The organism is Polynucleobacter sp. Tro8-14-1 (assembly GCF_018881655.1).
In the GTDB taxonomy this organism is placed as follows: domain Bacteria; phylum Pseudomonadota; class Gammaproteobacteria; order Burkholderiales; family Burkholderiaceae; genus Polynucleobacter.
This window is the reverse complement of the sequence record NZ_JACVPX010000007.1, coordinates 105,967-132,451: the sequence shown is the minus strand read 5'-3', so window position 1 is coordinate 132,451 and position 26,485 is coordinate 105,967. Positions and strand designations below refer to the sequence as shown.

Annotated in this window: 25 protein-coding genes, 2 tRNA genes and 1 pseudogene; 13 read left to right on the top strand and 15 right to left on the bottom strand. The window is 46.5% G+C overall.

The genetic code is table 11. The features are described 5' to 3' along the window. Positions 1–2 precede the first annotated feature (2 nt). Genes glp through ICN34_RS09170 form a run of 4 tightly spaced genes read right to left on the bottom strand, consistent with a single transcriptional unit; the run spans position 3 to position 5,306 of the window. Positions 3–1,226: a gephyrin-like molybdotransferase Glp gene (gene glp, locus ICN34_RS09185; protein WP_216122230.1), complete on the bottom strand. Its 1,224-nt coding sequence runs from the start codon at positions 1,224–1,226 to the stop codon at positions 3–5. Between the two features lie 54 nt (positions 1,227–1,280). After that, a complete protein-coding gene (thrC, locus tag ICN34_RS09180; RefSeq protein ID WP_216122145.1) occupies positions 1,281–2,723 on the bottom strand; it encodes a threonine synthase in 1,443 nt (480 codons plus the stop codon). 19 nt (positions 2,724–2,742) lie between these two features. Further along, entirely contained in the window at positions 2,743–4,053 is a 1,311-nt protein-coding gene (locus ICN34_RS09175) for a homoserine dehydrogenase (protein WP_216122143.1), read from the bottom strand. Continuing rightward, the gene (locus ICN34_RS09170; protein ID WP_216122141.1) at positions 4,050–5,306 is read right to left on the bottom strand and encodes an aminotransferase class I/II-fold pyridoxal phosphate-dependent enzyme; all 1,257 of its coding nucleotides are present in this window, start codon (positions 5,304–5,306) and stop codon (positions 4,050–4,052) included. Before ICN34_RS09170 ends, ICN34_RS09175 begins: the two co-directional genes overlap by 4 nt. A 79-nt stretch (positions 5,307–5,385) precedes the next feature. Between ICN34_RS09170 and ICN34_RS09165 the strand changes: the two genes are divergently transcribed. The 11 genes and pseudogenes from ICN34_RS09165 (at position 5,386) to ICN34_RS09115 (ending at position 15,809) form a co-directional block, all read left to right on the top strand. After that, positions 5,386–5,763 (top strand): Mth938-like domain-containing protein, encoded by a 378-nt coding sequence (locus ICN34_RS09165; protein WP_216122140.1) that lies wholly within the window; start codon positions 5,386–5,388, stop codon positions 5,761–5,763. After that, entirely contained in the window at positions 5,763–7,445 is a 1,683-nt protein-coding gene (locus tag ICN34_RS09160) for a glycosyltransferase family 39 protein (protein WP_216122138.1), read from the top strand. The genes ICN34_RS09165 and ICN34_RS09160 overlap by 1 nt, the downstream gene beginning before the upstream one ends. A gap of 11 nt (positions 7,446–7,456) precedes the next feature. Beyond that, the gene (locus tag ICN34_RS09155; RefSeq protein ID WP_216122136.1) at positions 7,457–8,611 is read left to right on the top strand and encodes a DegT/DnrJ/EryC1/StrS aminotransferase family protein; all 1,155 of its coding nucleotides are present in this window, start codon (positions 7,457–7,459) and stop codon (positions 8,609–8,611) included. Between the two features lie 41 nt (positions 8,612–8,652). After that, positions 8,653–9,615: a glycosyltransferase gene (locus ICN34_RS09150; protein WP_216122134.1), complete on the top strand. Its 963-nt coding sequence runs from the start codon at positions 8,653–8,655 to the stop codon at positions 9,613–9,615. After that, the gene (locus ICN34_RS09145; protein WP_216122132.1) at positions 9,616–10,485 is read left to right on the top strand and encodes a formyltransferase; all 870 of its coding nucleotides are present in this window, start codon (positions 9,616–9,618) and stop codon (positions 10,483–10,485) included. It abuts the gene before it with no gap. A gap of 47 nt (positions 10,486–10,532) precedes the next feature. Continuing rightward, positions 10,533–11,579, top strand: coding sequence for a bifunctional UDP-4-keto-pentose/UDP-xylose synthase (locus ICN34_RS09140; protein WP_072583112.1), 1,047 nt, complete (start codon positions 10,533–10,535; stop codon positions 11,577–11,579). 22 nt (positions 11,580–11,601) lie between these two features. Then, positions 11,602–12,519, top strand: coding sequence for a polysaccharide deacetylase family protein (locus ICN34_RS09135; RefSeq protein WP_216122130.1), 918 nt, complete (start codon positions 11,602–11,604; stop codon positions 12,517–12,519). Between the two features lie 32 nt (positions 12,520–12,551). After that, positions 12,552–13,019 carry a peroxiredoxin gene (locus ICN34_RS09130; RefSeq protein WP_216122128.1) on the top strand — a complete coding sequence of 156 codons (468 nt, stop codon included), beginning with the start codon at positions 12,552–12,554 and terminating at the stop codon, positions 13,017–13,019. A gap of 232 nt (positions 13,020–13,251) precedes the next feature. Continuing rightward, positions 13,252–14,913: a PhoH family protein gene (locus ICN34_RS09125; protein ID WP_072583115.1), complete on the top strand. Its 1,662-nt coding sequence runs from the start codon at positions 13,252–13,254 to the stop codon at positions 14,911–14,913. A 127-nt stretch (positions 14,914–15,040) separates the two neighbouring features. Then, positions 15,041–15,424: pseudogene (locus tag ICN34_RS09120) on the top strand (C40 family peptidase); the annotation flags it as partial. 118 nt (positions 15,425–15,542) lie between these two features. Next, positions 15,543–15,809 (top strand): hypothetical protein, encoded by a 267-nt coding sequence (locus ICN34_RS09115; protein ID WP_216122124.1) that lies wholly within the window; start codon positions 15,543–15,545, stop codon positions 15,807–15,809. 87 nt (positions 15,810–15,896) lie between these two features. Here the strand turns inward: ICN34_RS09115 and dnaB are convergent, their stop codons facing one another. The 6 genes from dnaB to ICN34_RS09085 all read right to left on the bottom strand — a co-directional run bounded on the left by dnaB (position 15,897) and on the right by ICN34_RS09085 (position 21,107). Beyond that, positions 15,897–18,347 carry a replicative DNA helicase gene (gene dnaB / locus ICN34_RS09110; RefSeq protein ID WP_370624004.1) on the bottom strand — a complete coding sequence of 817 codons (2,451 nt, stop codon included), beginning with the start codon at positions 18,345–18,347 and terminating at the stop codon, positions 15,897–15,899. 69 nt (positions 18,348–18,416) lie between these two features. Next, complete coding sequence (gene rplI / locus ICN34_RS09105; protein ID WP_216122122.1) at positions 18,417–18,869, bottom strand: 50S ribosomal protein L9; 453 nt, start codon at positions 18,867–18,869, stop codon at positions 18,417–18,419. Positions 18,870–18,882: 13 nt separating this feature from the next. Further along, positions 18,883–19,155 (bottom strand): 30S ribosomal protein S18, encoded by a 273-nt coding sequence (rpsR, locus tag ICN34_RS09100; protein ID WP_011902267.1) that lies wholly within the window; start codon positions 19,153–19,155, stop codon positions 18,883–18,885. Positions 19,156–19,168: 13 nt separating this feature from the next. After that, positions 19,169–19,462 (bottom strand): primosomal replication protein N, encoded by a 294-nt coding sequence (priB, locus tag ICN34_RS09095; RefSeq protein ID WP_216122120.1) that lies wholly within the window; start codon positions 19,460–19,462, stop codon positions 19,169–19,171. A 59-nt stretch (positions 19,463–19,521) separates the two neighbouring features. Further along, positions 19,522–19,896, bottom strand: a complete 375-nt coding sequence (gene rpsF / locus ICN34_RS09090; protein WP_072583121.1) for a 30S ribosomal protein S6 — start codon at positions 19,894–19,896, stop codon at positions 19,522–19,524. A 134-nt stretch (positions 19,897–20,030) separates the two neighbouring features. Further along, the gene (locus tag ICN34_RS09085; protein WP_216122118.1) at positions 20,031–21,107 is read right to left on the bottom strand and encodes an asparaginase; all 1,077 of its coding nucleotides are present in this window, start codon (positions 21,105–21,107) and stop codon (positions 20,031–20,033) included. A 59-nt stretch (positions 21,108–21,166) separates the two neighbouring features. Between ICN34_RS09085 and lexA the strand changes: the two genes are divergently transcribed. Continuing rightward, positions 21,167–21,886, top strand: coding sequence for a transcriptional repressor LexA (gene lexA / locus ICN34_RS09080; protein WP_216122116.1), 720 nt, complete (start codon positions 21,167–21,169; stop codon positions 21,884–21,886). A 69-nt stretch (positions 21,887–21,955) separates the two neighbouring features. Here the strand turns inward: lexA and ICN34_RS09075 are convergent, their stop codons facing one another. The 5 genes from ICN34_RS09075 to uvrC all read right to left on the bottom strand — a co-directional run bounded on the left by ICN34_RS09075 (position 21,956) and on the right by uvrC (position 25,345). Further along, complete coding sequence (locus tag ICN34_RS09075) at positions 21,956–22,417, bottom strand: hypothetical protein (protein WP_072583124.1); 462 nt, start codon at positions 22,415–22,417, stop codon at positions 21,956–21,958. A 93-nt stretch (positions 22,418–22,510) separates the two neighbouring features. Further along, positions 22,511–22,584, bottom strand: a tRNA-Cys gene (locus ICN34_RS09070). A 49-nt stretch (positions 22,585–22,633) separates the two neighbouring features. Beyond that, positions 22,634–22,709: transfer RNA gene (locus tag ICN34_RS09065), tRNA-Gly, on the bottom strand. A gap of 116 nt (positions 22,710–22,825) precedes the next feature. Beyond that, positions 22,826–23,401, bottom strand: coding sequence for a CDP-diacylglycerol--glycerol-3-phosphate 3-phosphatidyltransferase (gene pgsA / locus ICN34_RS09060; RefSeq protein WP_215359402.1), 576 nt, complete (start codon positions 23,399–23,401; stop codon positions 22,826–22,828). A gap of 33 nt (positions 23,402–23,434) precedes the next feature. Continuing rightward, positions 23,435–25,345: an excinuclease ABC subunit UvrC gene (gene uvrC, locus ICN34_RS09055; protein WP_216122114.1), complete on the bottom strand. Its 1,911-nt coding sequence runs from the start codon at positions 25,343–25,345 to the stop codon at positions 23,435–23,437. Here uvrC and earP point away from each other — a divergent pair. Beyond that, the gene (earP, locus tag ICN34_RS09050) at positions 25,344–26,414 is read left to right on the top strand and encodes an elongation factor P maturation arginine rhamnosyltransferase EarP (protein ID WP_216122112.1); all 1,071 of its coding nucleotides are present in this window, start codon (positions 25,344–25,346) and stop codon (positions 26,412–26,414) included. The two genes, uvrC and earP, sit on opposite strands and share 2 nt — an antisense overlap. Positions 26,415–26,485: the final 71 nt, after the last annotated feature.

The window sequence follows — 26,485 nt, the reverse complement described above, 5'->3', positions numbered from 1 at the left end:
GATTATTTGAGCAGCGCATCAAATGGGATGTACTTCACCAAATCGCCAGCTTTGATTTGCTGGTTTGGCGGACAATCAACCAGACCATCGCCCCAAGAGGCGCTAGTGAGCACGCCAGAACTTTGATTAGGAAATAAATCTAAGCCGCAGTTGCTATTCAATTTGACACGCAGAAACTCATTACGTCGATCGGCTTTCAACCAATCAAAATCTGCGCGCATTAAATACGACTGAGGAAGACTCACTTCACGACCCTGCAACTTCAGAATAAAAGGACGTACAAACAATAGGAAAGTTACAAAACTGGATACCGGATTGCCTGGCAGACCAATAAACCAAGCCTCACCATCCTTAGGTTCGTCTGATTTTCGGACTGCACCAAATGCCAATGGCTTACCTGGCTTAATCGCGATCTGCCATAGATCCAATCTTCCTTCAGCGGTAACTGCTGGCTTGATGTGATCTTCTTCGCCAACTGAGACGCCACCAGAGGTAATAATTAAATCGTGGTCCTTGCTGGCTTTACGCAATGCTGCACGGGTTGCATCTAAGCGATCTGGGACGATACCCAAATCAGTGGCATCACAACCCAAAGACTTGAGGCAGGCTAATAAGGTGTCGCGATTGGAGTTATAAATACCGCCTGGTTTTAATGGCTCACCAGGAAGGGCTAATTCATCGCCAGTGAAAAAGGCGGCCACCTTGACGCGACGTTTAACGCTTAAGTGAGTCAAACCCGCTGAAGCAGCTACACCCAACTCTTGTGGGCGCAAGAAAGTGCCTGCGGTGAGAGCAGTTTTGCCAGCAGTGAGATCTTCGCCTCTACGACGAATCCACTGACCTGCTATTGGAACGGTATTGATAGTTACTTGACCGCTTTCACCCTCTAGCGCGCAATCCTCTTGCATCACGACTGCATCCGCACCAGGAGGTACGGGGGCTCCTGTGAAAATTCTAGCGGCAGTGCCTGACTCCAAGGGGGTTCCCATCGATCCAGCCGGAATGCGCTGAGCAATCTTGAGTGATTTTCCTGGAGTAGCAATATCAGCAGAGCGAACCGCATACCCATCCATCGCAGTGTTATCAAGTGGAGGCACATCAACAAGGCTATTGACGTTTTCAGCGAGCACACGGCCTAAAGCGGCCTGCATGGCAACTTTCTCACTCTCGCCAACAGTTTGAGCATGCGAAAGTAAGTGATCTAAAGCCTGCTGCGCAGTCAACATCGGTGGCTTTGTCATAGAGTAATTATTTATTGCTTAAATTTTCTAAGTTAAGAATTAACTTAGATGTGAAGTAATAAACGCTTTAACTTGATTCACGTCGGCATCGATATTTTCTACGCGCTGCGGCTTAGATTTAATGTCTTTAAATGCTGGTGGACACTCAGCTGGACGTCCTAAAGCAATTTCAATTGTTTCTTCAAACTTAATGGGGAGCGCCGTCTCGAGCACGATCATCGGGATTCCGGCTTGCAAATGCTCACGAGCCACTTTCACGCCATCAGCGGTATGGGTATCAATCATGACGCCATAGCGTTGATCAATATCACGAATTGTTTCTAAGCGATTCTCGTGAGTGCTACGGCCAGATTGGAAGCCGTATTTACCCAGTTCTTTAAAGACTGCCTCTTTTGAGATATCAAAACCACCTGCTTCATCTACTTGCTTGAACATAGCTGCAGTCGCTTTACCATCTTGACCCATAAAATCAAATACGAAGCGCTCAAAGTTACTAGCCTTAGAGATGTCCATCGAAGGGCTGGAAGTATGCAAGGTCTCAGCAGACTTACGTGCACGATAGATGCCTGTGGAAAAGAATTCATCCAATACATTGTTTTCATTGGTAGCAACGATGAGATGCTCGATAGGCAAACCCATCATGCGGGCGATATGACCAGCGCAGACATTACCGAAGTTACCGGATGGTACGGTGAATGAGACTTTTTCGGAGCTGGACTTAGTGGCCAGTAGATAACCTTGAAAGTAGTACACCACCTGAGCCACTACACGACCCCAATTAATGGAGTTCACGGTACCAATTTGGTTCTTCGCTTTAAAAGCATGGTCATTGCTGACTGCCTTAACAATATCCTGGCAGTCATCGAAGACACCAGCTACTGCTAAGTTAAAAATATTAGGGTCTTGCAAGGAATACATCTGTGCAGACTGAAAGGCACTCATCTTGCCGCGGGGAGAAAGCATAAATACCTTCACACCCTCTTTACCGCGCATCGCATATTCAGCTGCGCTACCCGTATCACCAGATGTAGCGCCCAAAATATTGAGCTGCTGACCTTTTTTCTTGAGAGTGTACTCAAAAAGATTGCCCAGCAATTGCATGGCCATGTCTTTAAAAGCCAAGGTTGGGCCATTTGAAAGACTCAATAGCCCAATGCGTGTTCCCTGCTCTTCGCCCAACCAATGCAAAGGCGTGATGTCTTTAGCGTTATCTTGTGCACGGCCATTGCAATAGACCTGCTCGGTATACGTTTTACGCAAGATTGCACGCAAATCCGCCTCAGGAATATCGTCGCAATACAGACTCAATACTTCATAAGCGAGGTCTGCGTATGACAAGCCGCGCCAAGAATCCAATTGCGCTGCAGTGACTTGTGGGTATTGAGTAGGTAAATACAACCCGCCATCAGGCGCCAATCCACCCAACAAAATTTCTAAGAAGGATTGTTGTGGACTATTGCCACGAGTAGATTGGTAGCGCATAAATTTTGCTGAGTTTTACTTAAGACAGATTTTCTAAACGGATCTTCACCACTTCGCCAGTAACTGTCTTGAGATTCTGAATCTCTTTAATCGCGCCAAGCATGTTCTTTTCTTTAGTCTCGTGAGTTAAAGCCACCAAATCAGTTTGACTTTCACCCTCATCAGCTTCTTTTTGCAAAAGTGCGTCAATAGAAACACCATGCGATGCCAAAATTTTAGTGATGTCAGCTAATACGCCAGCTTGATCAGCTACACGCAAGCGCAGATAGTAACTAGTAGTGATTTCGCCAATAGGGAGCACTGGTGTGTCATGGACAGCATCTGGCTGGAAGGCCAAGTAAGGCACACGATGCTCAGCGTCAGCGCTTAGCAAACGAGTGATATCTACTAAGTCAGCAATCACTGCGGAAGCAGTTGGCTCAGAGCCTGCACCTTTGCCGTAATACAAAGTTGTTCCAACGGCATCGCCAAATACTTGCACGGCATTCATGGCGCCCTCAACGTTTGCAATCAAACGCTTGGAAGGAATGAGAGTTGGATGGACACGCAACTCGACACCAGTTGACGTTTTCTTGGCAATGCCAAGCAACTTAATGCGATAGCCTAATTGCTCTGCATACTTAATATCAATTGCATCTAATTTAGTGATGCCTTCGATGTGTGCTTTTTCAAACTGCATTGGAATACCAAATGCAATCGCACTCATGATGGTCGCTTTATGAGCAGCATCAACACCTTCGATGTCAAAAGTCGGATCTGCTTCTGCATAGCCTAGGCGTTGCGCTTCTTTAAGCACTGTTGCGAAATCCAAACCTTTGTCGCGCATCTCTGACAGGATGAAATTCGTAGTGCCATTAATGATGCCTGCAATCCATTCGATACGGTTCGCTGTTAAGCCTTCACGCAACGCTTTAATAATGGGGATACCACCAGCAACAGCAGCTTCAAAGGCAACCATCACGCCCTTAGCATGCGCAGCCTTAAAGATTTCGTTACCGTGAACAGCAATCAATGCTTTATTAGCTGTAACTACGTGCTTACCTGCCGCAATTGCCTCAAGAACCAAGTCTTTAGCTATGCCATAACCACCAATAAGCTCAACAACGATGTCGATCTCTGGGTTATTGATCACGGCACGAGCATCACTCACCACCTGCGCGCGGTCTTTAACCAACTCTTTGGCACGCTCTACATTTAAATCAGCAACCGTATTAATACGAATGCCGCGCCCAGCACGACGAGTAATTTCATCTTGGTTACGCTCGAGAACAGTGAATACGCCACCACCAACAGTGCCAATACCTAACAGACCTACTTGAATCGGTTTCATGATGCCTTTGCTGCAGTTGAAGAAGCCTTGCGGCTGTGCTTATTACGATAACGCTCCAGAAAACGAGCAAGGCGGCCTATAGCTTCCTTGAGAACATCTTCGTGAGGCAAGAACACTACACGGAAGTGATCAGGTTTGCCCCAGTTGAAACCAGAGCCCTGCACTAACAATACTTTTTCTTCTTTTAAAAGATCAGCTACAAATTGCTGATCATCTTCAATTGGATAAACCTCAGGATCTAGCTTTGGAAATAAATACAAAGCAGATTTTGGCTTCACGCAAGTCACGCCTGGAATATCAGTTATGAGCTTCCATGCAAGATCACGTTGCTTTGCAAGGCGGCCACCCTCACCCACTAAATCATTAATGCTTTGATAACCACCCAATGCTGTTTGAATCGCATATTGACCTGGCACGTTCGCACACAAGCGCATTGAGGCCAACATATTGAGCCCCTCGATATAGTCTCGGACCATCTCTTTATCGCCTGAAACCACCATCCAGCCGGCACGGTAGCCGCAGGAACGGTAATTTTTAGAAAGGCCATTGAAGGTAATAGTGACTACATCGGTAGACAAAGAAGCTAATGAGAGATGCTTCTCGCCGTCGTACAACATCTTGTCGTAAATCTCATCCGCAAACAAAATCAAACCATGCTCACGAGCAATTTGAGTTAACTCAAGCAGCACTTCTTTGGAGTAAATTGCACCAGTAGGATTGTTTGGATTAATCACCACAATCGCTTTGGTACGCGGTGTAATTTTTTTACGGAGATCGTTTAAGTCTGGCGCCCACTCTTTGGATTCATCACAAAGATAGTGCACTGGTGTGCCACTCGACAAACTGACTGCAGCAGTCCAAAGCGGGTAATCTGGTGTTGGGACCAATACCTCATCACCATCATTTAAGAGTGCATTCATCGACAGAACGATGAGCTCAGAAACACCATTGCCGGTATAGACATCATCCAAGGTCACGCCTTGAATGCCTTTTTCTTGGCAATACTGCATGATGGCTTTGCGAGCAGCAAAGATTCCCTTGGAATCAGAATAAGCTGAGGCATTGCTTAAATTGCGAATCATGTCCAACTGAATCTCTTCAGGCGGATCAAAACCGAAAACCCCTACGTTTCCGATGTTTAATTTGATGATTTTGTGGCCCTCTTCCTCCATGCGCTGAGCAAGCTCAAGCACCGGCCCACGTATGTCATAACAGACGTTATCGAGCTTTTGGGACTTTAGGATCGGTTTCACAATAAATTTAAGGGTAAGTTCTTGAAATATGAGAAAAAACAGCTAGCTATAATCCACATAATTATGACAGAGAGTCCACTTGAAGCTTCAATCTGACCCCCATTCCGGAGCGAATACGATCACTGGCTATGGCGATGGCTACGTAGAGATCAATAAGATCCCTCACGACCATGCGGTCCTACTCAGCTCGGACGGCGCCATCTCTAACTGGTCTGCGCAAACATTTGATAGCTTAGAAGCTAGTCATTTCGCGCAAATGGTTGATTTAAAACCAGAATTAATCCTCATTGGGACTGGTAGCCGCCAGCGCTTTCCCAAGCCAGAACTTCTTAAATCCTTGATTGAGGCCAAAATTGGCTTTGAAATCATGGATTCTCAAGCCGCCTGCCGCACTTACAACATCCTAGTCGGTGAGGGTCGTCAGGTCGTGCTTGCCCTGATTGTGGAACCCACTTAATGCAATTTGGCCAGATTCGGCAGTCATCAGCCCTGCACCCAGGCAAGATTTTGCTGCTGGTCATTATTTACGGCCTGCTTTGGTTTGGCACCCTCAATTACCGCCACCTCATCCCATCCGACGAAGGCCGCTATGCAGAAATAGCACGAGAAATGCTGGTTACCGGTGATTGGATTACTCCGCGTTACAACGGTTATAAGTATTTTGAAAAACCCCCTCTTCAAGCTTGGGCAACTGCCGCCGCATTTCAGGCATTTGGTATTGGCGATTGGCAAGCGCGCCTTTGGACAGCGCTAACGGGTTTCCTAACTATTCTTTTGGTCGGCTTTACTGGTGCGCGCATCTTCAACGCGAGAGCAGGATGGTTGGCTGCTGTTGTATTGGCATCGAGTCCGATGTGGATTATCAGTGGTCACTTCAATTCGCTCGACATGGGCTTGTCCTCATTTTTAGTGGCGGCTCTTTGTAGCCTCTTGCTTGCACAAACTTCGCATAACAAAAATAACTGTCGCAACTGGATGTGGGCTTGCTGGATTTTTATGGCGCTAGCAACACTATCCAAAGGTGTTATTGGCGTAGCGATTCCTGCAATGGTGTTTATTGCTTACTCCATTAGTACATGGGACTGGAAAATCTGGGCTCGCTTGCGTTTATTTAGTGGAACTATTTTGTTCTTAGCTATCACTGCCCCTTGGTTTGTATTGGTAGCGCAACGCAATCCTGAATTCCTAGAGTTCTTCTTTATTCACGAACATCTACAACGCTTCACACAAGATGATCACAGTAGAACTGGCCCCATTTACTACTTTGTACCGCTCCTCCTCATCGGCCTGCTCCCCTGGATTCTGCAGGTCCCTGGGGCGTTTGCACAAGCATGGAGCGAGCGCCGTCGCGAATTCTCAGCGGGCTGGTTATTAGTCTGCTGGTTTGCTGTGATCTTTGCATTCTTTAGCGTATCGCACTCTAAGCTTCCGGGTTACATCATCCCCGTTTTCCCAGCGCTCGCTTTAATTATTGGCAATCGTTTAGATCGCTTACTTGGTCACACCAACACCATGGCATTACCATGGAAATTACAGACACTTTGCTTTGCAATTTTGGGGTGTGTTGGATTTTTCTTTTTAGATGCCATTGGTAAACAAGCAAGACCTGATGAGATTGAAGCTTATGCGCAATATACCTATTGGGTGATTGCTGCATTAGTAGCGCTTGTCAGTTTTAGCGCTTACGCTGCATGGCAAAGCAAGCGCAATGGCATTCAAAGCATCGTCAGCTTTGCTTGTGGGTTCCTTCTCTGCGCGATCATCACAGGAACAGGTCACGAGACATTGGGCCGCGCAGTTTCTGGTATCGACCTAGTCGAGCGAGTCAAAGCCTCTATTCCAGAAAAAGTGAACTTCTATTCAGTGCGTCTTTTGGATCACACCGTGCCTTTCTATTTAGGCAGAACGATGATCATGGTTGAATCACCCGATGAGCTTGAGTTTGGGGTTAATCAAGAGCCAGAACTTTGGATGCCAACATTAGACGCCTTTATTACCCGCTGGCAAGAAGATCAAACAGCTTATGCCATGATGGTTCCAGAGCAATTTGATGCGCTTAATACTCAGGGCTTCCCAATGCAGGAAGTCGATCGTGATTCACGCAGGGTCATTGTCAAGCATCCAGATATCTCGCAGTAATATAGGACACCATGTCAAACTTCATCCCCTTCACGCGCCCTAGCTTCAATCAAGAAACCATTGACGCTGTTTCAGAGGTATTGCGCTCAGGATGGGTGACATCTGGACCGAAATTGGCCGAGTTTGAAGCTGCTTTAAGCCAATACTTTGGCGGTCGTCCGGTACGCTGTTTTGCCAATGGCACCGCAACCATGAAGATCGCTCTGCAAGTTGCCGGCATTGGTGATGGCGATGAAGTAATTACCACTCCAATTTCTTGGGTGGCAACTTCTAATGTGATTTTGGGTGTTGGCGCCAAACCAGTATTTGTGGATATCGATCCCATTACACGCAATATTGATCTAAATAAAGTGGCTGCTGCAATCACGCCAAAGACACGTGCGATCATGCCGGTCTATTTAGCTGGATTACCTGTTGATATGGATCAACTCTATGCGCTAGCCAAACAGCACAAGCTTCGTGTAATTGAAGATGCAGCGCAGGCCTTTGGCTCACAGTGGCAAGGCAAGAAGATTGGTAGCTTTGGTGACCTGGTGAGCTTTAGCTTCCAGGCCAATAAGAACCTCACCACTGTTGAGGGAGGCTGCCTTGTTCTCAATAATCTAGATGAAGCAAAACTGGCTGAGAAATTCCGTCTACAAGGATTAACTCGTCAAGGCATGGATGGTATGGATGTGGATGTATTGGGCGGCAAAGATAACTTGACCGATGTGAATGCAGCTATCGGTCTTGAACAACTCAAGCAACTTCCCTCTTATCAAACACGTCGTGCTGAACTCGCGCACCAATACTTTGATGTGCTTCGTGCCAAATTAAAATCGGCTGGATTGGAAGACTTACATTTAGAGCTTCCAGTAGAAAATTTCACGGATAGTAACTGGCACATGTTTCAAGTTGTTTTGCCACTCGAGCAGCTCAATACGGATCGCGCTCAAGTGATGACGGAATTAAAAGATTTGGGCATTGGTACTGGCGTTCATTACCCTGCAATTACTGGGTTCACTCTCTATAAAAACCAGGGCTACAAAACTTCAGACACTCCAATTGCCGAACGCATTGGTCGATCCATTCTTACCCTCCCCTTATTTCCGGCAATGGCAGATGAAGATATTGACCGTATAGCCAGTGGATTGGTCGGAATTTTGCAGAAATACCGCAAAAACTAGCGTTCTTGGGTTAAACCCAAAGAATCAGGCAAAATTGCAGCATGACTGCAAATTTAGTTGCCAACCCAACACTCAGCATTGTTATTCCCGTTTACAACGAGGAGGACGGATTAAAGGCTCTATTTGATCGCCTTTATCCAGCATTGGATACCCTGGCTGCCAAACGCAAGATCACCTATGAGATCGTATTTGTTAACGACGGTAGTAAAGATCGTTCCGCCGGCATCCTTTCCAGGCAAGTGGAGTTACGCCCTGATGTAACCCGTGCAGTTTTATTTCACAGCAACTTTGGCCAACATATGGCCATCATGGCTGGCTTTGAATACGCCAAAGGCGAACACATCATTACTTTGGATGCAGACCTACAAAATCCTCCCGAAGAAATTGATGCATTGACTGAGCAGTTATTAAAAGGTCATGACTACGTGGGCACTATTCGCGCCGATCGCCGCGATAGCTTCTTCAGAAAATTCGCTTCACGCGCCATGAATCGTTTGCGCGAAAACATTACCCGCATCACGATGACTGATCAAGGTTGTATGTTGCGTGGATATAGCCGTCGCATTGTTGACTTAGTCCGCCAATGCGATGAAAGCAATACTTTTATACCGGCACTGGCGTATACCTTTTCTGCAAATCCAGTAGAGATCACCGTTAAACATGAAGAACGTTTTGCCGGTGAATCCAAATACAGCCTGTACCAATTGATTCGCTTGAACTTTGACTTAGTCACTGGCTTCTCTGTCATGCCGTTGCAGATTTTCTCAATACTCGGCATGCTGCTATCCCTTGCTGCTGGTAGCTTATTTGCCTACTTGCTAGTTCGCCGCTTCCTTCTGGGCGCTGAGGTTGAGGGGGTATTCACCCTCTTCGCCCTGACCTTCTTCCTGATTGGTGTGATGCTCTTTGGGCTCGGACTTTTAGGTGAATACATTGGTCGCATCTATCAGCAAATCCGCAAGCGCCCTCGTTATGTAGTGCAAACCGTTTTAGAGAAAAAATAATTGCACGCAGTCGTCTTTGCTTATCACGATGTTGGCGTCAACTGCCTCAAGGCACTTCTCAATGCGGGTATGCAAGTTGATCTAGTCGTTACCCATCAAGATGATCCCAATGAGAATATTTGGTTTGGAAGCGTTGAAAAGCTCTGTCAAGAAAAAAATATTTCTTACCTCACTCCGAATGCTAATGAATTAGCAACTTTAATTCCGAAGTTTCAAGCGCTAGCACCAGATTACATTTTTTCTTTCTACTATCGCTTCATGATTCCGGAGCAGATCTTGGCTTGCGCCAAAATTGCCGCACTTAATATGCATGGCTCGCTACTCCCAAAATATCGTGGGCGTGCGCCAGTGAATTGGGCCATTCTGCATGGCGAAACAGAGACCGGCGCAACTTTACACGTCATGGAAGCGAAACCGGATGCAGGAGATATTGTTAGGCAAGCAACCGTCAGTATCGACCCAGATGAGACCGCTACCGATGTATTTGCTAAAGTCAGTCAGGCTGCCGTCAGCGTGATCGATCAAGTCTTGCCCAGCCTTCTAAAAGGAATTGTTCCCCGCAAGGCAAATGAGCTCCAAAAAGGCAGTTATTTTGGCGGTAGAAAGCCTGCAGACGGGCAAATTCACTGGAATCAGACTGCTAAACAGGTCCACGACTTGGTTAGGGCTGTCGCACCCCCTTATCCAGGCGCCTTTTGCGACCATGATGGGAAAACCATGATTGTGGCCCGCACCAGCCTAAATGGGCCATTTCCAGACAAGCTCAATCTTGGGGTTTGCGGCATCCAAGTGGTTGATAATCGGGTATTCGGTATTTGTGGCGACCATCAAGCAGTAGAAGTTTTGGAATGGTTTCCAGCAAGCAAATAAGCAGAAAATTCAGCAATAGCAAATTAGATTAAAACGAGGCTGTAGAGATGAAAAAAGTACTCATTCTTGGTGTTAATGGTTTTATTGGTCACCACCTTTCGAAGCGCATTCTTGAGACAACCGATTGGGATGTCTACGGCATGGATATGCAAAACGATCGTCTTGGTGATTTAGTTAATCATCCTCGCATGCACTTCTTTGAAGGCGACATCACAATTAATAAAGAATGGGTTGAATATCACATTCGCAAATGCGATGTCATCTTGCCTTTAGTGGCGATTGCAACGCCAGCTACGTATGTTCAGCAACCACTCAAGGTATTTGAGCTCGACTTCGAAGCCAATCTCCCAATCGTGCGCTCTGCTGTTAAGTACAAAAAGCATTTGGTATTCCCATCAACTTCGGAAGTGTATGGAATGTGTGAGGATGGTGAATTTGATCCTACTAAATCCAATATGGTTTATGGCCCAATTAACAAGCCACGCTGGATCTATGCTTGCTCTAAGCAATTAATGGACCGTGTGATCTGGGGTTATGGCATGGAAGGGTTGCGCTTTACTCTCTTCCGCCCATTTAACTGGATTGGCCCTGGCTTAGATAGTATCTATACACCCAAAGAAGGCTCATCCCGTGTTGTGACTCAGTTCTTGGGTCACATCGTTCGCGGCGAATCCATCAATGTTGTTGACGGTGGCGCCCAGAAACGTGCCTTTACTTATATTGATGATGGTATCGATGCTTTGATGCGCATTATCGATAACAAAGATGGTGTTGCTAACGGCAAGATCTACAACATCGGCAATCCAAAGAACAATCACTCCATTCGCGAACTCGCTAATCAGATGCTGGAAATCGCTCGCAGCATTCCTGAGTACGCAAAGAATGCGAATGAAGTAAAGATTGTAGAAACTACCTCTGGCGCTTACTACGGCGAAGGCTATCAAGACGTTCAAAATCGTGTTCCAGCAATAGATAACACGATGAGTGAACTAGGCTGGAAACCTACTACTACGATGTCTGATGCGCTCAAGAACATCTTTGAAGCCTATCGTGAAGACGTAGAAAAAGCCCGCACTTTAGTTGATAAAGAATAAGCGAAAGTAAATTCAAAGGTACATGGCTAAGATTGCTCTCAAGGTTGATGTTGATACCTTACGCGGAACCAAAGAAGGTGTTCCCAATCTAGCTCGCACTCTAGAGCGTTTTGGCCTTAAAGCCACCTTTCTATTTAGCCTTGGCCCTGACCATACAGGGTGGGCCTTAAAGCGCGTCTTCCGCCCTGGCTTTCTAAAAAAAGTTAGCCGCACTTCTGTTGTAGAGCACTACGGTATTAAGACGCTCTTATACGGTGTACTTCTTCCCGGCCCCGATATCGGCAAGAAAGCTGCTGCAGAAATGCGTGTCATTGATAAAGCAGGTCATGAGACAGGTATTCATACTTGGGATCATGTTGCTTGGCAAGATGCAGTGCGTGACCAAGATGCGTCTTGGACAAAAGCGATGATGCAGAAAAGCTGGGATCGCTTTGTAGAAATCTTCGGTCATGCACCGTTAACCTATGGTGCTGCTGGTTGGCAAATGAACGATGCCGCCTTTGAGCAACTCGATCAATGGGGCATTGCTTACTCCTCTGATGGTAGAGCTGAACCCAATCTCATGCCTTATCGCCTTGCACTGCCTTCAGGAAAAGCGAAGCATGTTCAGTACCCAACAACACTCCCGACCTTTGATGAACTTATTGGCATCGATGGCGCAGATGAATTTGGCGCAGTCAAAAAGTTATTAGAGATCACCCAAAGCAATCCAAATGACCAAGTCTTCACACTGCACGCTGAACTAGAGGGGCAAAAGCTATTGCCTGCGTTCGAGCAGCTGCTAGCTGGATGGCTAAATCAAGGTCATGAGCTCGTTACCATGGGCGAGCTTCACAAATCCTGGGAAGCCACCAAGCAACTCGATAAAATAGCTGTATTACCGCTGACCTGGGGAGAAATACCCAATCGCAGCGGTGATTTAATCATTCAAAATAACTAGACCTCAGAGACAATAACCAACAAAGGATCATCATGACAGTAGCCATCGGTCAACCTATGCCGCAGTGTGCGATTCCAGCAACCTCTGGATTAACATTTTCGCCTGATTCCGCGAAAGGCAAAAAACTGGTCCTCTACTTCTACCCTAAAGACATGACTCCAGGCTGCACAGCTGAGTCCGGAGAATTTAGAGACAATATTGAAGCATTCACCAAAGCCAATACCCTGGTGGTAGGCGTTTCACGAGATAGCCTCAAGTCACATGACAATTTCCGCAGCAAACTAGAACTCCCATTTGAGTTGGTTGCTGATACCGAAGAAACGCTTTGTCAGATCTTTGGCGTCATGAAAATGAAGAATATGTACGGCAAGCAAGTTCGTGGCGTCGAGCGCAGCACCTTCCTATTTGACTCATCCGGCAAACTAGCAAAAGAGTGGCGTGGCCTTAAGGTTTCGGGTCATGTGACAGAGGTATTACAAGCTGCTCAAGCTACTAAATAATTTTTACAATAATTTGATCTGAGGTGCTTGCAAACCCCAAAATTTGGGGTAAAGTGGTTCATATGCACCGTAAACGACGGGAAAGTCTGACAATCCGTTTGAATCAGAAACCTGAATATCTCAGATCAGGTACGGGGAGTAACCCCCTCCGTTTTTCAGACCTTAATACAACCAGTTTCGTAATAAACCGTCAATGCAATCCGCTTGGCGGTTTTTTCTTTTAGGAGAGTCCATGCCACTGCCCCCAATCCCCACTCAAATTGCTGATCAAGTCAAACTCAGTCGCAAAGATACTCCCGACTTAAAGAAACGCCCTGCTCAAGCAAAACCGATGGTAGTGGAAGCCGTTGACTGGACCAACGACGCAGAGGAAGATTTATCCGCTGCAGAAGTAGCTCTCGAGAAGATCAAAGCAGATCATCGCCCCACTTCTAATGTGCGAAACGAAAGCAAGGCGCCTACACCAGCAAAACCTAAACGTGTAATTCGTACTGGACCGCCGAGCTTATTTGTTCTCGATACCAACGTATTGATGCATGATCCAAGTTCCTTGTTCCGCTTCTCTGAGCACGACCTATACCTGCCGATGACCACTCTAGAAGAGTTGGACAATCACAAGAAAGGCATGACTGAGGTAGCCCGCAATGCTCGTACTGTTAGCAGATCCCTGGATCAACTGATTGCTGGTACTAGTGGCACTCTGGATGAAGGCATCCCCCTAAATAAGCTGGGCAACCAAGATGTGACTGGGCGCCTCTTCTTCCAAACCAAATTCTCTACACAAGCATTACCTGAAGGCTTACCTGAAGGTAAGGGTGACAATATGATTTTGGCGGTAGTGAGTGAGCTGCAAAAAACTCGCAAAGGTCAAGAAGTAGTATTGGTATCCAAAGATATCAATATGCGCATCAAAGCCCGCGCACTTGGCTTACCGGCTGAAGATTATTTCAATGACCAAGTTTTAGAAGATCGCGACTTGATGTATGCCGGAGTCATGCAACTAAATGCCGACTTTTGGCCCAAACATGGCAAGGATATGGAAAGCTGGGCTGACTCTAAATCCGGCACGATGTTCTATCGAGTGACTGGACCTTCCGTACAAAGCATGTTGGTCAATCAGTTCGTCTATCAAGAAAATCCTGATGGTTCCACGCCTTTCTATGCTCAGGTTAGAGAAATTAATGGCAAGACTGCTCTCTTGCAAACACTCAGAGACTTCTCTCATCAGAAAAATAATGTTTGGAGTGTGACTGCGCGTAACCGCGAACAAAACTTTGCCATGAATCTACTGATGAACCCAGATGTGGATTTTGTGACTTTATTGGGTCAAGCGGGAACTGGTAAAACCTTGCTAGCACTGGCTGCCGGCCTCGAGCAGGTCCTCGACAGCAAACGCTATAACGAGATCATCATTACACGTGCCACTGTCCCTGTAGGTGAAGATATCGGCTTCCTCCCAGGTACCGAAGAAGAAAAGATGCAACCTTGGATGGGTGCATTTGACGATAACCTCGAGGTATTACAGCGCAACGAAGATGGCGGCGCTGGTGAATGGGGTCGTGCTGCAACTCAAGAGTTAATTCGCTCCCGCATCAAAGTAAAGAGCATGAACTTTATGCGCGGTAGAACTTTTGTGAGCAAATTTGTGATCATCGATGAAGCGCAAAACTTAACCCCAAAACAAATGAAGACTTTGGTAACCCGTGCAGGCCCTGGAACCAAAATCATTTGCTTAGGTAATATCGCCCAGATTGATACGCCTTACTTAACAGAAGGTTCTTCCGGTTTAACTTATGTGGTGGACCGCTTCAAAGGCTGGCGTCACGGTGGTCATGTGACATTGGCTCGCGGTGAGCGCTCACGTCTTGCGGATCATGCTGCTGACGCACTCTAAGCAATCCCTCTCATGCCGCACTCTTTTAGGGTGCGGCATTTTTATTTGCAGCTTACTCATCCTAAGCGGATGCAGCACATTCGGCAGTAAATCGGGATCCTCTTCGAAAGTTTCTCAATTTAAGCAAGATACTAGTGTTGGCACTGAAGATATCTCCATTGCAGCCGTAGGCTTGGTGGATGTGCCCTATCGCTATGGTGGCAATACCCCAAAGGGTGGTTTTGATTGCAGCGGTCTGATTGTGTATGTCTATAACAAAGCGGCTGGGGTAAAACTACCGCGCACGATTCAATTGATGAGCACCAAAGGTAGAAGCATTGAAGGGCAGCCTCCCGCACCAGGTGATTTAGTGTTCTTTAACACTACCGGTGAAAAATATTCCCATGCCGGAATCTATGTTGGGCAAGGCAGGTTTGTTCATGCCCCTAGTGCCGGTGGCACTGTGCGATTAGACTACATCACATCACCCTATTGGGCAGCTAAATTTACTGAAGCACGTCGTATGGTGCCCTGATATTGACATTCTTTAGGGTTAATAGCACTTTCCCCATGTTTCCTAATATCTTAATTTAGATTACAGTATTTTATTAAGTAGTCCACGAACTGAAGTACTCACAATTGGAGATGTCATGAAAAAAATCATCATCGCTTTAAGTATTGCATTTAGTTTTGCACTCTCTACTTCTGCTTTCGCTGACCAAGCGGCTTGCGAAGCTAGAGCAGTAAGCAAAGAAGGTAAGCCCCTCTATGGCGCAGCTAAAGATGCTTCCATTAAAAAATGCATGGGCGGAGCTCAAGCAAATGAATGTGAAGCTAAAGCAATTAGCAAAGATGGCAAACCACTTTATGGCGCAGCTAAAGCTGCTTCAATCAAGAAATGTGAAGGCGGTAAATAAGCTTTATCAATTCAGCTTAATTGCCGAATAAAAAAAGCCTCACAGTGTGAGGCTTTTTCTTTGGGCAATTTGTTTTCTTATTTGGATTTAAAAAGGCTCGTATCCACCAGAAGAGTAACCAACAGAGCCCATCGCTAAGTTATCAAACTTGGTATACGGACCTTGCCAGCTTAAGCGCACAGTTCCAATCGGACCGTTACGTTGTTTACCAATGATAATCTCAGCCATACCTTTATCGGTGGTAGTGTCCGGGTGATAAACCTCATCACGATAGATGAACATAATTAAGTCGGCATCTTGCTCGATAGCACCTGACTCACGTAAGTCAGACATGATTGGACGCTTATTAGGACGTTGCTCAAGACCACGATTTAACTGGGAGAGCGCCACTACAGGACACTGCAATTCTTTTGCGAGTGACTTGAGTGAGCGGGAGATTTCTGAAATCTCGGTTGCGCGGTTTTCAGAACCAGAGCCACTCATCAACTGCAAGTAGTCAATTACTACTAGACCAAGGGTGCCACCAAAGTTTCTGGCAATGCGACGTGCGCGTGCACGCAACTCTAAGCTTGATAAAGAACCAGTCTCATCAATCAGAATTTGGGTATTACTTAAGCGAGCAATTGCATCTGTGACGCGTGGCCACTCATCGTCTTGCAGCTTACCAGTACGCATACGACCTTGGTCTACGCGCCCTACTGATCCAAGCAAACGGGCAGCCAATTGCTCACCCGACATCTCCATAGAGAACACCACAACAGGCAAGCCTTCAGCAAGCGCAACGTTCTCGGCGATATTTAATGCAAATGCAGTGTTGTGAGTAACGACATAATCATTCGTTACGTAAGTTCTTTGGGGGTGACTAACTGAAATACATTGCGCCTCAGACATCCTGGAAGGCTCAATACTTTGAAATGAAAGTCTACGTTGGCGATCCCAGCTTGCTCTTAATCTTTCAGTCTTTTCGGGCAGAGTAAAAGCTTGAAAACCGGGACCAAAACTCATATTTAAAACATAAGATAAGCGGCCTTGCTTCTTTTCACCCTTGTAGGTGTAGCTTGATTTTTTCTGTGCTGTTGAGCAAAAGCCACCCAAAGACCTGGCTAAAGCCGCAACGTCTTCAGACAATTGCTTACTCGCCGTACAGAAACGAATAGAACCCCACTTCTCAATCCACCCATCGGTATCCATCAATCCCTGGAATAATGCGAGACGAGAAGTCTTGTTCGCCTCTAGATAAGTAGCAGGAATATATTTATCAAAACTTCTGCAGCCAAGAACACCTATATCCTGCAATGCAGATCTGAAATAATTTGTTGGAACTGCTTGACGTGCACCATTGGCTGCAATTCTAGCTTTAGAGACTATTCTCCAGTCATATGCATTAGCATGCACCAACTCCATCTCATAGTTCGCAAGCAAATTCATGCGTTCTACAAGCTCAGGTGACTTAGTTGAAAACATAACTGATCCATGAGAAAGGGCTAGAGTGCCATCACCTAGCAACGCACCTAAAACCCATGGATGAATTGGCAATGCATTCGAGTGGCCAAAGTCACCCGAAACAGGATCAATCCACAATCTATTTTTATATCGAACACATTGCAGCATTTCCATTAATCGGGTGGTATTGACAACGCGTGGCTCGGACCAATCGCGATACATCACCCGCCAGAGATGCTCATCACAACACTCAGCTTGACGACCATCAGAAAATGTAACTTTGTATATCTGCTTAAGACCTTGCGGATAAATACCGGTAACCATTGAATGCTGGCCATCAACGGAAGCCAGGCGATCGCCAAAACGCAAATTACCCATCAACTTCCAGCCATCAACCGTTTTCACTTTTGCATCTAGAGGCTGAGCTTTACCCATAGAAGGACGACCCGCAACAATCACTAAGTCACCTTTTTGCAGGCCGCTAGTTTGCTTATCTAAATCTATGAAGCCAGTTGCAATACCGGTGATGTCGCTTCCACCTTGGCGGTTATAGAGCTCATCAATGCGGGCAACAACAGCCTTCAGCAAAGGTTCAATCTCTAGATAGTCGGCTTTGCGACTACCTTCTTCGCCAATCTGAAGAATGCGTGACTCAGCTTCATCCAACAGCGTTCTAACAGTACGTCCCTCAGGAACGAATGCAGAATTGACGATGCTGTCTGAAACCTCAATCAAGCGACGCAAAATACTGCGGTCACGAACAATATCGGCATAGCCTTTAATGTTCGCTGCACTGGGAGTGTTTTGCGCCAATGAATTTAGGTAATCAATACCAACCAAATCACCACCCTGTTCAGATTTAATTGCATCATGAACAGTAATGACGTCAGCGGGATGATTGTCGCCAACCAAACGAGCAATTGCCTTGTAGATCAAAGCATGTTCGGGGCGATAGAAATCTTTATCGTTTAATACTCCACCCAGGTTATCCCAAGAAGAGTTATCGATCAGTAGACCGCCGAGCAGTGATTGCTCGGCTTCTACAGAATGCGGCGGAACTTTTAAAGCCTGCACGACTGCATCCCCAGAACCCATCATGCCGGGATTCAGCGTAACGGAACGTGAACGGGATTCAGCCATGTGGCTAGTTTACAGATCTAAGACTTAAGCTTGCTCGCCAACTACACGAATAGTGATGTCTGCAACTACGTCGGTATGAACAGCAACCGCTACAGGGTGATCACCAACCATTTTCAATGGGCCAGTAGGCATGCGTACTGAAGACTTCTCAATTGTGAAGCCTTTAGCTTTCAAAGCATCAGCGATGTCATGATTGGTTACAGAACCAAACAAACGACCGTCAACACCTGCTTTTTGACCGATTTCAAGAACCAAATCTTTGAGCTTGATGCCAACTGCTTCAGCGGCAGCCAATTTCTCAGCAGCCAATTTTTCCAACTCAGCACGACGAACTGCAAAATCAGCAATTGCTGCTTCAGTTGCACGACGGGCTTTGCGTTGTGGGATTAAAAAGTTACGAGCGAAACCGTCTTTAACGCGAACTACGTCGCCAAGGTTGCCCAGGTTAGTTACTTTTTCTAAAAGAATGATTTGCATTGAGGGCTCCCAATTATTTCTTATGTTGATCGGAGAATGGCAATAAAGCCAAGTAACGAGCACGCTTGATAGCAGTGTCTAACTGACGCTGATACTTTGCTTTTGTGCCTGTCAAACGAGCAGGAGTGATCTTGGCGTTTTCGCCAATGAAGTCCTTCAATGTATCTACATCTTTGTAGTCAATCTGTTCTACGCCAGCAACAGTGAAACGGCAATAACGCTTACGCTTGAACAATGGGTTCTGAGCTGGTTTCTTTTTGAAATCGGGTTTCTTTCCAAACGCCATGATGATTTCCTCTTTAATTTTTCAATTGAATATGGGTAATATGGAAAACAAGTCTTTGATTACGTAGAGTCTTGGGTGCTAAGAATCCCTCAAACACTGCCTCAGTTCCTAAATCCACTCGCTCTAAGTCCTTTTGTATCGGACCGATTGTGATGGCTTCAACGTTCATCTGAATTTTCCTTGCCACTCCTACCTCGTTTGCTTGGCCGCTATGTTCTAGCTGGCAATGCATCACCGGTATTCCTGCTGGTGTAAATCGAATCGCGTCTTTAGATACCAAGATTGCAGTGAGGGTGAAATGATTCAACGCCGCTCCGCTTCTCTGATACGTTTTCTAGTCTGTGTATTCCTCTTCAAATTTCTAACTTAGGCTGTCGCTACAGGAGCGTCGGCTTGAGCAGATTTACGTGCTTCTTCACGTTGCACTTCTTTCATCATGATGGAAGGCTCTGTTTCAGCTTTCTTAGTCTTGATGATGAGGTGACGCAAAACAGCATCGTTAAATTTGAACGCATGCTCGAGCTCTTCCAGAGTTTTCTGGTCGCACTCAATGTTCATGCAAACGTAATGGGCTTTAGCAAGCTTGTCGATCATGTAAGCCATCTGACGACGACCCCAATCTTCCATACGATGAATTTTGCCGCCCGCAGCTGCTAATGTAGCTTTGTAACGATCGATCATCGCTGGCACTTGCTCGCTTTGGTCCGGATGGACGATAAAGACGATTTCATAATGACGCATCTAACACTCCTTAAGGATAGAGTCACCTGGGCGTCTTGCTAAGTTCTGATGGTTGTGAACTCAGCGCCAGTGTGACAAGGTAGTAACAAATTGTAGGTACTGCTAACAACACTTTTACAACTGCTTTTCAGCACTTACCGTATTACAGGCAAGACCGCTATTCTAGCAAAAAAATCCTGCCAAGTCAGGGATTTACCAGCTATTTGAGCCTGTTTTTCGGCATTCAACGCTAGCTGGAGTGCAATTCTGGCCCTAGGAGCAGTAAGACTGCCTGATGCCAAACACCCGCCAATGTCCTTTTCAGGCAAATCGGACAGGGTTTCACCCGCGCCCGTTCTAGTAGTTCTCACCAAGGCAATTCCATGCTTTACTGCTGCCCCCAGGGGATCTCTCCACGCATCATGAAAGCCCCCCATACCCGAACCCGCAAGGACCAAGCCCTTTACTTTGGAGTTTAGCCAATGGGTAATCGTTTCTGAGCGAGCGCCTGCATGGCTCGTCAATATCTCTACCCAAGGCCATTCACCCTCCTTAGGAATAGGCAAATCCTCACTCCAAAGCGCCTGAACTGCCTTCACGCCCGACAACCAGGATGGATTAATCAACCCAACTGAGCTGCTAGGAGAAGCTTGGATGGGCGCATTGAGGGCGCTACCGTGGCGTTTTGCTAGGTCCATGGCCAAACAACCTCTGCCATCCATTACGGCATATATGCCGCCTGGGCAATCATCTAATGGGCTAGATGCCCAACGAATAGCGTCTAGCAAGTTGGATGGGCCATCCGCCTTAGGTGCATTGGACGGCAACATGGCGCCAGTCAAGATGACTCTTTTGCCTAAATTTTGAGCATATTTACCGCAAGTCAGCTGCAAAAAGACACCCGTCTCCTCAATCGTGTCAGTTCCGTGAGTGACCACTATGCCTTTAACCAAGGTATTAGCAAGGGCCTCTCTAACAGTTTCACCCAAAATTGTTAATAAGGGCTCTGTCAGATTGCGACTATTGATGTTGGCAACCTGCCTTGAAACTAAGCTAATGCCTTCTGGAACGGCAGATTGAATATGGGCAAGCAAAGAGGAAACCTCGACCTGGCCAGCTTCATATTGCAGAGGTTTATCTGCCGGGCTCGGTGCCAAGCCGGCGATCGTGCCACCCATACCCAACACTAAAATGTGGGGTGAGGTTTCAGGAGTATTTTGTTGAGAGCTCATACCCCATTATCCCCCTTAAATAGCTTGATCTATCAAATACTGCTGTATACAATCCCAGTATGGACATAAACACAGTCGATTTTCCGGAGGGGCTGACTGCCCTCCCCAAGCTCACTCCACGTCAGAATGAGATTTTGGAGTTGATTACTAAGGCCATCGATGAAAGTGGTCTGCCGCCAACCCGTGCAGAGATAGCCACCCAACTCGGATTTGCCTCTGCCAATGCTGCCGAAGAACATCTGCGCGCACTTGCCAAAAAAGGTTATATCGAATTAACGCCCGGCACTTCACGCGGCATTCGGATTCCGCAACGATTTAATCAATCGCACAATAGCAATAAATACCGCCAGCTTTCTTTACCGTCAGGCGCATTACAACAACTCACGTTGCCATTAATTGGTCGTGTTGCCGCTGGATCCCCAATCATGGCTGTGGAACATATTGAAAAGCATGTTCCGGTTGATCCAAATTTATTTAGCAAAGGTGCTGATTACTTATTAAAAGTAAAAGGCATGAGTATGCGCGATGCCGGCATTCTGGATGGCGATTATTTAGCCGTAAGAAAGACAACCGAAGTTCGCAACGGTGACATTGTTGTTGCTCGCCTTGATGATGAAGTGACTGTGAAGCGTTGGCAACAAAAGAAAACTGCGAACGGCATGGTCATCGAATTGCAAGCAGAGAACCCAGACTTCAAAAACATTTTGGTTGACGATCGTCAGCCCAACTTTGCCATTGAAGGCCAGGCAGTTGGCTTGATAAGGGCTGAAGGGCTTTAAGCTCAAGCCCCTAAAGCAAAAGGCCTCTTGGTTAGAGGCCTTTTTTATTTACTACGTTACTCAGTCAAATCATTTACGAGTTGGAGCAACTACGTTTGCGTTCTTTGGTGAAGAGGTCACGATGATGACTGACTTAGGACCGCCAAGAGATCCATCCACGATTTCAACAGTAGCAGTTCTATCGCCTTTAGTGAAAACCAAAATACTCGTTTTTGCTTTCACAGCAGTCACTATTGTCCAGCCACCCTTTGGATATTCTGATTGGAAAAATGCGTAGACATCAGTTGCACCTTGAAGTGCATTGACTACCGCTCTACCAACCCATTCGTTGCCACGGCCAATAATGATGGAATCACCACCAGACAGTCGTGCGCCTTGCGGTAAAGGCATGTCACCCAAAAGTTGGGACTGCACCTCTTGAATCTCTTCTGCTGTACCAGTGGGAGAATCTCCCGAACTAGCGCATGCACCCAAGAGTGCTGATAAAAATAATGCGAGGGCACTGATTTTCAAAGTTTGAATTGTGATCATGTGGGTTGTGCTTGATTAAGGTGGTTGACACTTTTTACTTACGATAGTTAAAAGTATTTTAGGTGATGCACCTAATTCGTCAAGACAAATTACTGGAGGCGCGTGAGGGAATCGAACCCCCGTACGAAGCTTTGCAGGCTCCTGCCTAACCACTCGGCCAACGCGCCATACTCTTGAATCAAAAATGGGAAGCTTTTGAGGGCTTCCCATCGAACTTGGAGCGGGAAAGGAGGTTCGAACTCCCGACCTATACCTTGGCAAGGTATCGCTCTACCAGCTGAGCTATTCCCGCATAACAGGGCAGTAGTTTAACAAACAATCTGCAAGAAAGCATTATTCCCAGCAAAACCTAAAAGCCAAGGGAATTCAATCCCCCTGAAAAGCTTAACTGGCTGGGCTTTACAACACTTAGTCTATTTTTCCGGCGAGCTGAGGCAAGGCCTTTTTCATGTAATAGAACATCGACCAAAGCGTTAAAAAGGAGGCAATCCAAATTAACCAGGTACCTACTTGCGCACAATTTAACCAACCAAATAAGGTGTCATTGAGCAATAAAAAGGGAATGGCTACGAGTTGAGCAGTCGTTTTGAGCTTACCAACCATATGAACTGCCACACTTTTTCCGGCTCCCAATAAAGCCATCCACTCTCTCAGGGCGGAGATCGTGATTTCACGACCAATGATGATGAGTGCAACCCAAACTTGAACGCGATCCATATTCAATAAAACCAATAGTGCAGCTGCAACAATCAGCTTGTCTGCAACCGGATCTAAAAATTGGCCAAATGCAGACTCTTGTTTTAAACGGCGGGCCAAGAAACCATCCAACCAATCAGTAATGGCAGCAGAGATAAAGATGATTGCTGCAATCAGATTCTTATCAAACGGAGTAAGCCAAGAATTGGGAAGATAAAAAATAGCTACCAACAGCGGAATGGCTGCAACACGCAACCAGGTTAGAGCGATCGGAAGATTAAAAGGCATTGGATAAGCATAAACCAAGAACGGTCAATGCTCCTAGTGAAGCTGACGATATATCTGTTCAGCGAGCGTTAAGGAGACACCCTCAACACTGGCAATCTCTTCGATACTGGCATTAGAGACGCCCTTTAAGCCGCCAAAACGAGCCAACAACTTTTGACGTCGCTTGGCACCAATGCCCTCAATCTCCTCTAGACGGGAGATTGTCCTAGCCTTAGCGCGTTTAGCTCGCATGCCAGTAATCGCAAAGCGGTGCGCCTCATCCCGTATCTGAGCTACTAATAGCAATGCCGCACTATCTATACCCAACTCCAACGCCTTACGTCCATCTGCAAAAATGAGTGTTTCCAGTCCAACCTTACGGCCTTCACCCTTAGCAACGCCCACAATCAAACCAACATCCATGCCAAATTCAGAAAGAACTTGTCTTGCCGTTTCTACCTGGCCTTTGCCGCCGTCAATCAAAATCACTTGAGGAATCTTTTCAACAGGCAGTTCTTGAAAATTAGCGTAGCGTCTCTGCAAGACCTGGCGCATAGCTGCGTAATCATCACCTGGTGTGATGTCATTAATATTGAACCGTCGATACTCACTCGACTGCATTGCGTTTTTGGCATACACCACACAAGATGCTTGGGTTGCCTCACCAGAGGTGTGGCTAATATCAAAACATTCGATGCGCAGCTGCTCAAGACTTTCCAATTCGAGGCTCAAGATATCAGCCAATGCACGTGCCCTAGCCAACTGCCCACCCGTCTCAACTAAGCGTTTAGTAAGTGCAATCTTCGCGTTTCCCTCTGCCATTCCAAGCCAGTGACGTCTTTGACCTTGAGGTTGGTGCAAGAAAGTAATTTTTCTGCCAGCTTGTGCATTTAATAACTCGTGTAAATCTTCTGGGGGAGATTCATTGAGTTGAGTCAAATCATCACTTGCTGATTGCAGGGCATGATTTAGAACGAGAACCGGTGGAATTAAATTCGCAGCAGTCTCATCGGCATGCTCTTCTAAATAATGCTGAGTAATAAAGGCTTCTAGTATTTCTGCTGGGGATGGCAACTCGCCGGAAGTGGAGCGCAAACCTTTAGGGAAATAGGCTCTATCACCCAAGTGACGGCCGCCACGAATCATAGCTAAGTTCACACAAACCATACCCTCCATTTGTGCTACAGCGATCACATCCACATCACCCTCACCTTCGGCAACGGTATCCATCGACTGTTGCTGCAAGACACTAGATAAGTCAGCAATGCGATCTCGCAACACCGCAGCCATCTCAAACTCCATTGCTTGGCTATGCTTGTGCATTTCTTTTTCAAGCTCGGATAACACTCGGCTGTGATCACCCTCTAAAAAGCGGGTAGCTTGAGCAACATCTTGCCCATACTGCTCAACACTAAGGCGACCGACGCATGGGGCACTGCAGCGATGAATCTGATGCAAGAGGCAAGGACGGCTGCGATTCTTGAAAACAGAATCCTCGCAAGTTCTTAAGCGGAATACTTTTTGAAGAATCTGCACGCTATTGCGCACTGCCCAGCTATTCGGAAATGGTCCAAAGTAATGATTGCGCTTATCCACTTTTCCTCGGTACGAGGCTAGCCTTGGGAACTGATGCCCAGTTAACATCACATAGGGGTAAGACTTGTCATCACGAAAGAGAATATTGAATGGGGGAGCCAACTCTTTAATAAGATTATTCTCTAGAATGAGGGCTTCCGTTTCAGTCCGTGTTACCGTTGTCTCATAGCGGGCAATTTTGCCCACCATCAGCTCGATACGCGGTGATAACTGGGTGCGCTGGAAATAACTAGAGACACGCTTTTTGAGGTTGCGCGCTTTGCCTACATACAGAATATGTCCCGCTTCATCAAAAAAGCGATATACCCCCGGTAATCCGGGTAGCCGTTTAACATCCTGCTGAAGGGTTTCAAAAAGCGAATTACTCATGCGTTGGGATATTTTCTGCCAAATCGTCGATAACTATGGTGATGCCGGTGTTTGCTGGCGTCTAGCCCGAAGCTTATCAAGCATTCATGGGCAAGAGGTTCGTATTTTTTGCGATGATCTGCCAACCCTTAATTTACTCGCATCTGGAGTAGACCCATCCATTAAGCAAAAAATTGATATGCAGCCATGGGAGGCTAGCCATGCTAATGCTCGTCACCCAGTACAAATACCCGATGTTGTGATTGAGGCCTTTGGCTGTGAATTACCAGAACGTTACTTGGCAGGCCTATTTATCGCCCCGGTCAAACCTATCATCATTAACTTGGAATACTTGAGCGCAGAGCCCTGGGTAATTGATTTTCATGGTAAAGCGTCACCTCAGTCACACGGCATTCCGAAATATTTTTTCTTTCCCGGCTTTCAGGATGAGGTGGGTGGGCTATTGCTGGACCCCATTCCAGCAGAAGGCCATCTTGTGGCAAAAAATATTCCTGACGATCTGAAGGCTACATGGTCCAAGTTACGTCCTGGTGCAAAACGGATCAGCATCTTTTGCTACCCAGGTGCGCCACTTAAAAAATGGCTAGCTGACTTAGGCCGTCTTGGTGAAGATGTTGATGTCTTGCTTGCCCATGGTCATGCTGAGCAACTCAGTCTTTATGGAGAGAACCCCATCTCTCTACCCAACAATCTCCAACTGCTCTCAATGCCATTTGTATCTCAGGATGAATATGACTGGGCGCTATCGCAATGCGACTTCAACATTGTTCGAGGGGAAGACTCTTTTGTACGCGCTCAACTTGCTGGCAAACCATTTATTTGGCATATCTACCCTCAAGAAGACCGCGCCCATGAAGTGAAATTAGCAGCTTTTCTGGATCTCTATCTGGGAGAGGCCAACCAAGAATTGAGGCTAGCTACGATTGCCGCCATGACTTGGGCTATGCCCAGCGAATGGTTTAGGGACTTAAACCGCTGGAATGCGCATGCCAAGCACTGGCGCACCCATTTACTTGAAAAACAAGCAGATGGCGGCTTGCCAGCGCGTTTAATCCGCTTTGTCGCCTAATCCCAAGCAATAAAGGCTTGCGGGCGGTTACAATCTTGTTTTTGATAAAAACCGCAGAAAATTAGCTCTGC

Coding starts and splice junctions, on each gene's coding strand:
- glp (WP_216122230.1), bottom strand. CDS start 1,226: ATGTTGACTGCGCAGCAGGCTTTAGATCACTTACTTTCGCATGCTCAA.
- thrC (WP_216122145.1), bottom strand. CDS start 2,723: ATGCGCTACCAATCTACTCGTGGCAATAGTCCACAACAATCCTTCTTA.
- ICN34_RS09175 (WP_216122143.1), bottom strand. CDS start 4,053: ATGAAACCGATTCAAGTAGGTCTGTTAGGTATTGGCACTGTTGGTGGT.
- ICN34_RS09160 (WP_216122138.1), top strand. CDS start 5,763: ATGCAATTTGGCCAGATTCGGCAGTCATCAGCCCTGCACCCAGGCAAG.
- ICN34_RS09155 (WP_216122136.1), top strand. CDS start 7,457: ATGTCAAACTTCATCCCCTTCACGCGCCCTAGCTTCAATCAAGAAACC.
- ICN34_RS09150 (WP_216122134.1), top strand. CDS start 8,653: ATGACTGCAAATTTAGTTGCCAACCCAACACTCAGCATTGTTATTCCC.
- ICN34_RS09140 (WP_072583112.1), top strand. CDS start 10,533: ATGAAAAAAGTACTCATTCTTGGTGTTAATGGTTTTATTGGTCACCAC.
- ICN34_RS09135 (WP_216122130.1), top strand. CDS start 11,602: ATGGCTAAGATTGCTCTCAAGGTTGATGTTGATACCTTACGCGGAACC.
- ICN34_RS09130 (WP_216122128.1), top strand. CDS start 12,552: ATGACAGTAGCCATCGGTCAACCTATGCCGCAGTGTGCGATTCCAGCA.
- ICN34_RS09125 (WP_072583115.1), top strand. CDS start 13,252: ATGCCACTGCCCCCAATCCCCACTCAAATTGCTGATCAAGTCAAACTC.
- ICN34_RS09115 (WP_216122124.1), top strand. CDS start 15,543: ATGAAAAAAATCATCATCGCTTTAAGTATTGCATTTAGTTTTGCACTC.
- dnaB (WP_370624004.1), bottom strand. CDS start 18,347: ATGGGTTCTGGGGATGCAGTCGTGCAGGCTTTAAAAGTTCCGCCGCAT.
- rplI (WP_216122122.1), bottom strand. CDS start 18,869: ATGCAAATCATTCTTTTAGAAAAAGTAACTAACCTGGGCAACCTTGGC.
- rpsR (WP_011902267.1), bottom strand. CDS start 19,155: ATGGCGTTTGGAAAGAAACCCGATTTCAAAAAGAAACCAGCTCAGAAC.
- rpsF (WP_072583121.1), bottom strand. CDS start 19,896: ATGCGTCATTATGAAATCGTCTTTATCGTCCATCCGGACCAAAGCGAG.
- ICN34_RS09085 (WP_216122118.1), bottom strand. CDS start 21,107: ATGAGCTCTCAACAAAATACTCCTGAAACCTCACCCCACATTTTAGTG.
- lexA (WP_216122116.1), top strand. CDS start 21,167: ATGGACATAAACACAGTCGATTTTCCGGAGGGGCTGACTGCCCTCCCC.
- ICN34_RS09075 (WP_072583124.1), bottom strand. CDS start 22,417: ATGATCACAATTCAAACTTTGAAAATCAGTGCCCTCGCATTATTTTTA.
- pgsA (WP_215359402.1), bottom strand. CDS start 23,401: ATGCCTTTTAATCTTCCGATCGCTCTAACCTGGTTGCGTGTTGCAGCC.
- earP (WP_216122112.1), top strand. CDS start 25,344: ATGCGTTGGGATATTTTCTGCCAAATCGTCGATAACTATGGTGATGCC.
- uvrC (WP_216122114.1), bottom strand. CDS start 25,345: ATGAGTAATTCGCTTTTTGAAACCCTTCAGCAGGATGTTAAACGGCTA.